At 50.7% G+C, this 3,764-nt stretch carries 5 protein-coding genes; 2 read left to right on the top strand and 3 right to left on the bottom strand.

The window, feature by feature from the left end:
* From J4G02_19790 to J4G02_19780, 3 genes are all read right to left on the bottom strand, one after another.
* On the bottom strand, positions 1–353 hold a 353-nt coding region (locus J4G02_19790; GenBank protein MCE2396773.1), incomplete at its 3' end, for a phytanoyl-CoA dioxygenase family protein.
* A gap of 50 nt (positions 354–403) precedes the next feature.
* Complete coding sequence (locus J4G02_19785; protein ID MCE2396772.1) at positions 404–1,159, bottom strand: SDR family oxidoreductase; 756 nt, start codon at positions 1,157–1,159, stop codon at positions 404–406.
* Between the two features lie 73 nt (positions 1,160–1,232).
* The gene (locus tag J4G02_19780; GenBank protein ID MCE2396771.1) at positions 1,233–2,099 is read right to left on the bottom strand and encodes a DUF86 domain-containing protein; all 867 of its coding nucleotides are present in this window, start codon (positions 2,097–2,099) and stop codon (positions 1,233–1,235) included.
* Between the two features lie 199 nt (positions 2,100–2,298).
* Here J4G02_19780 and J4G02_19775 point away from each other — a divergent pair, with 199 nt between their 5' ends.
* Positions 2,299–3,555: a DegT/DnrJ/EryC1/StrS family aminotransferase gene (locus J4G02_19775; protein ID MCE2396770.1), complete on the top strand. Its 1,257-nt coding sequence runs from the start codon at positions 2,299–2,301 to the stop codon at positions 3,553–3,555.
* On the top strand, positions 3,556–3,764 hold a 209-nt coding region (locus tag J4G02_19770), incomplete at its 3' end, for an AAC(3) family N-acetyltransferase (protein MCE2396769.1).

The raw sequence follows: 3,764 nt of genomic DNA, 5'->3' as shown, positions 1-3,764 counted from the left end.
GTAGGATTCCCGTGGGGTGGCTTAATTAACGCCTGATCATGCCAGATTCGGATGCCTTCTACGTCCGCCAATGTTGTAGCCATCCGCCCGATTCTTGGGTCACAGATCAGTTTGTTCATACCTTTGTGCGTATCCGCAAGCCGCAGGCACTGTGTGAATACCCTCGCGTAAAAAGCGTCTGGGTCCATCTGATTTGTCAAAAAATCTACGGCACCACCCAGACGCTCTGCAACGGATTCGTCGGTACATCGGCGCCATTCTTCCAATTCGTCCGCATCAAGAAAATCTTCAATGACCAGAAAACCGTTGGCTTGGTAGAATTCGATCTGTTCTTCTGTGAGTTTATCACGCATTGCCGCTTGTTCCTCCTCTGTCAGCGATTCTCAATCTCACCCATTCATCATTATCCTGTTCCACCCTTCACACTCCAGACAGCGCCGGTAGTGTAGGTATTGCGCTCTGAGCAGAGAAATTCGATAACTTCTGCCAACTCCTCCGCGTCTGAGTACCGCCCGACCGGCGTCCCCGGATTGGCGAGAAATTCAGCAGAAAAGCGTGGAACAACCATCTCCGTAAGCGCACGTCCCGGTTCCACACCATTCACGAACACTCCCTGTTTGGGATACGCATTGCCAAGCGCACCGATAAACGAGAAGACCGCTCCCTTAGAAACACCATACGGAACCACGTTGGTCCCGCCGTTGCGTGCTCCGGAGGAGATTGTCACACACCGTCCCCAGCCTTGCGCCAACATGTGAGGGATAGCTGCCTGATGGGCGTGATAAACGCCGTAGATGTTAATCCGCATGACTTTATCGAACTGCTCAACCGATTGTTCATGGAACGGTGCTTCCAACCCCAAAATTCCAGCGCAGCAGACAAGAATGTCCAAACGCCCGAAGGTTTTGACCGTTTGATCGACCATTGATTGAACGGCAGCGAAATCAGTAACGTCTGTTTTTATAAACAGCGCACGCTGCCCCATCTGTTCAATCTCTTTAATTAAATCGGCGGCTTCCGCTTCGAGGATATCCGCGATGACAATATCCCGCCCCTCTTCCGCAATCCGAAGGGCAGACGCCCCACCGATACCTCGAGCCCCGCCAGTAATTACTGCCACCCGTTTTTCTTTGGGTGCTGCAAAACGCAGATTCGGCATAGATTAATCCTCCTAAATTGACACTTATCTTCCAATCTTCCAAAGTTCAAAAGGGCAACCACAAGGGTTGCCCCTACAGCGAATCAAGATAGTTCGCAATCTCGGCACAAAAATCGACAATATCCCCGAGACCGTCTTGGATGACATCGTAAACTGTACGCAGATTAACTCTAGGGTAATGATGGACAATGATATTCCGCATCCTGACAGCTTGGCTAATTTTCTCTGCAAGGTCCTGTGGTATGATCTCATTCTTGGCGAGCATTTCAATCGCTTCGGGACGGCTATTAGGCGATCCTAGATTAGCGCCGGTAACAACGTGCATCGCAATGTCGCTAATTGCCTCCAACATTGTTTGGAGCTCGTATAATGACGCATCCACCGCTTGGAAATTCTCAGCGAATTCCTCGAAACCCTTCCCCTGGTGACTCTGTAAACGATTCAGTATCTCTTGGACATAATTCACTAAATGCTCAACGCGCTCCCGATCTATCATGTCCTTCCCTCTCTTTAACATCTGTCTCGTTTTTACCCGCCTCATCAGATAACGACGACCAATCTGTAGCCATGGTTCTTCATCCGTGTATTTTTCAAAAACGCCCATCTCAAACTGAATGCGCTCGTATGGATTGGCACAAAAGGCAAGTTTCCCCGTCCGCAGGATTTCATAGGCAAAATGCGTCGGGACTCCATCCAGACTCACAACATCAACTTCAACGCCGTCCAAGGTTTGGCACAAGTATTCTGATATCCTACCAATAATCTCTATCTGGTTCGACGCTTCCATCTCACCAAATAGGAGTGCCACATCGACGTCACTCTCTGCCCATACCTTCCCTGTTGCGCGAGATCCAAAAAGGTATACCGCAACAATCGGTGGACTTATGTTGACAACGACAGTCTTGATTGCCTGTTCAATGGAAGCCTGTGAAATTTGCATAGCACCAATCACAACTTTCTAAAAAATAAGATGGCTATAGGATATTCTACGCCATAAAAAATGTCAAGTTCGCTTTCAGCGAGGCGGTTGAGGTCAGAAAAACAACCGTTGACAGAGATCCCTCGCTATGATATAGTGTTCAAATCCCAATAGGGGTCGACAACATATATCAAAAAATGGGGACTCGGGAGGAAAAGAAATGGCAGAGCGATTGGCAATTGATGGTGGAACCCCGGTTATTGCGGAACCTATTCCCAGCGGTGTGCACGGTCCAAGTGCTATCGATGACCGGGAGATTAACGCAGTCACCGAAGTGCTGCGGAGCGGCAGACTGTTCCGGTTTGTTGAGGATTCTCACGTAGCTGCGTTTGAAACGGAAGCCGCGGCACTGCTCGGCGTGAATCACGCGCTAATGGTTAATTCTGGTACGAGCGCGATAATCTGTGCGCTGACAGGAATTGGCGTCGGTCCCGGCGACGAAGTGATCGTTCCGGGCTATACCTTTATTGCGACAGCAGCGGCCGTTGTTGGTGTAGGTGCTATTCCCGTAATCGCTGAAATTGATGAATCGCTCGGCATGGATCCTGCCGACGTTGAACGGAAGATTACCCCACACACAAAGGCAATCCTGCCCGTCCACATGCAAGGGGTGCCGTGTCGCCTTGATGACCTCATGGCGATCGCCAAGCGGCATGACCTCAAAATGGTCGAAGATTGTTGTCAGTGTGTCGGCGGACGGTATAACGGCGCGTATACCGGAACGTGGGGTGAAGCCGGTGCGTGGAGCCTAAATTACTTCAAGGTAATTAGCTGTGGCGAAGGAGGCATGGTATTCACGGATGACTACGATATCTATGAACGCACCGCCTTCGCTAGCGATGCTGCAATGCCGATGTGGATGAGCGATAAAGAGTGGCAAAATCCGCCATTTTCACGTCAGGGCTACCGTCCGAGCGAAATCATGGGGTCAATTGCGCGGGTACAACTTTCCAAACTTGAGGACATCTTGAGCCATACCCGTCGGCTGAAAAAGGCGTTCCTCGCAGAGTTGGATGAGCCGAAGGGATATATCCCACAGCATGTCGATGATCCTGATGGCGAATGCGGCATCAGCGCAGCAATCATTGTTAAGGATCCGGAACTCACCCCGAAATACGTCGAAGCACTCAAGGCAGAAGGGTTGGGAGCAGGCACGGCGTACAACGAGGGATTTCCAGATCGGCACATCTACTATTACTGGGATTCAATCCTGTTTAAGCACTCCCACCACCCATCGGGTTATCCGTGGAAAGATCCAGCCTACAAAGGGAACGTTGAGTATTCACGGGATATGTGCCCGCAGACCCTTTCGATCTTAGGCAGAGCCTTGCGGTTTGGGTTTAATGTCAACATGCAGGAAGACCACGCCCGATTGATGGCTGCGGCAATTAATAAGGTGGACGCAGCGTTAGGATAGATAGTGAAACAGGAGCAAATCGCCGAAGCACTACAAACGCTGGGCTTGGGGGCCGGTCATATTGTCTTTGTGCACAGTTCGTTGAGCAGTATCGGCTACGTCGAAGGCGGCGCGGACGCTGTGGTTGACGCGTTCTTGGATGTACTCGGTTCAACGGGTACACTCGTCGTGCCGACCTTTACCTTCTCCCACGGCAGAAAACTCGATCC

It is taken from the genome of Candidatus Poribacteria bacterium (genome assembly GCA_021295755.1).
GTDB lineage: Bacteria > Poribacteria > WGA-4E > WGA-4E > PCPOR2b > PCPOR2b.
This window is presented reverse-complemented; position numbering and strand designations above follow the sequence as displayed.

Excerpts from the sequence above, each read along its gene's own strand:
- J4G02_19780 (MCE2396771.1), bottom strand. The coding sequence starts at position 2,099 with ATGCAAATTTCACAGGCTTCCATTGAACAGGCAATCAAGACTGTCGTT.
- J4G02_19775 (MCE2396770.1), top strand. The coding sequence starts at position 2,299 with ATGGCAGAGCGATTGGCAATTGATGGTGGAACCCCGGTTATTGCGGAA.
- J4G02_19785 (MCE2396772.1), bottom strand. The coding sequence starts at position 1,159 with ATGCCGAATCTGCGTTTTGCAGCACCCAAAGAAAAACGGGTGGCAGTA.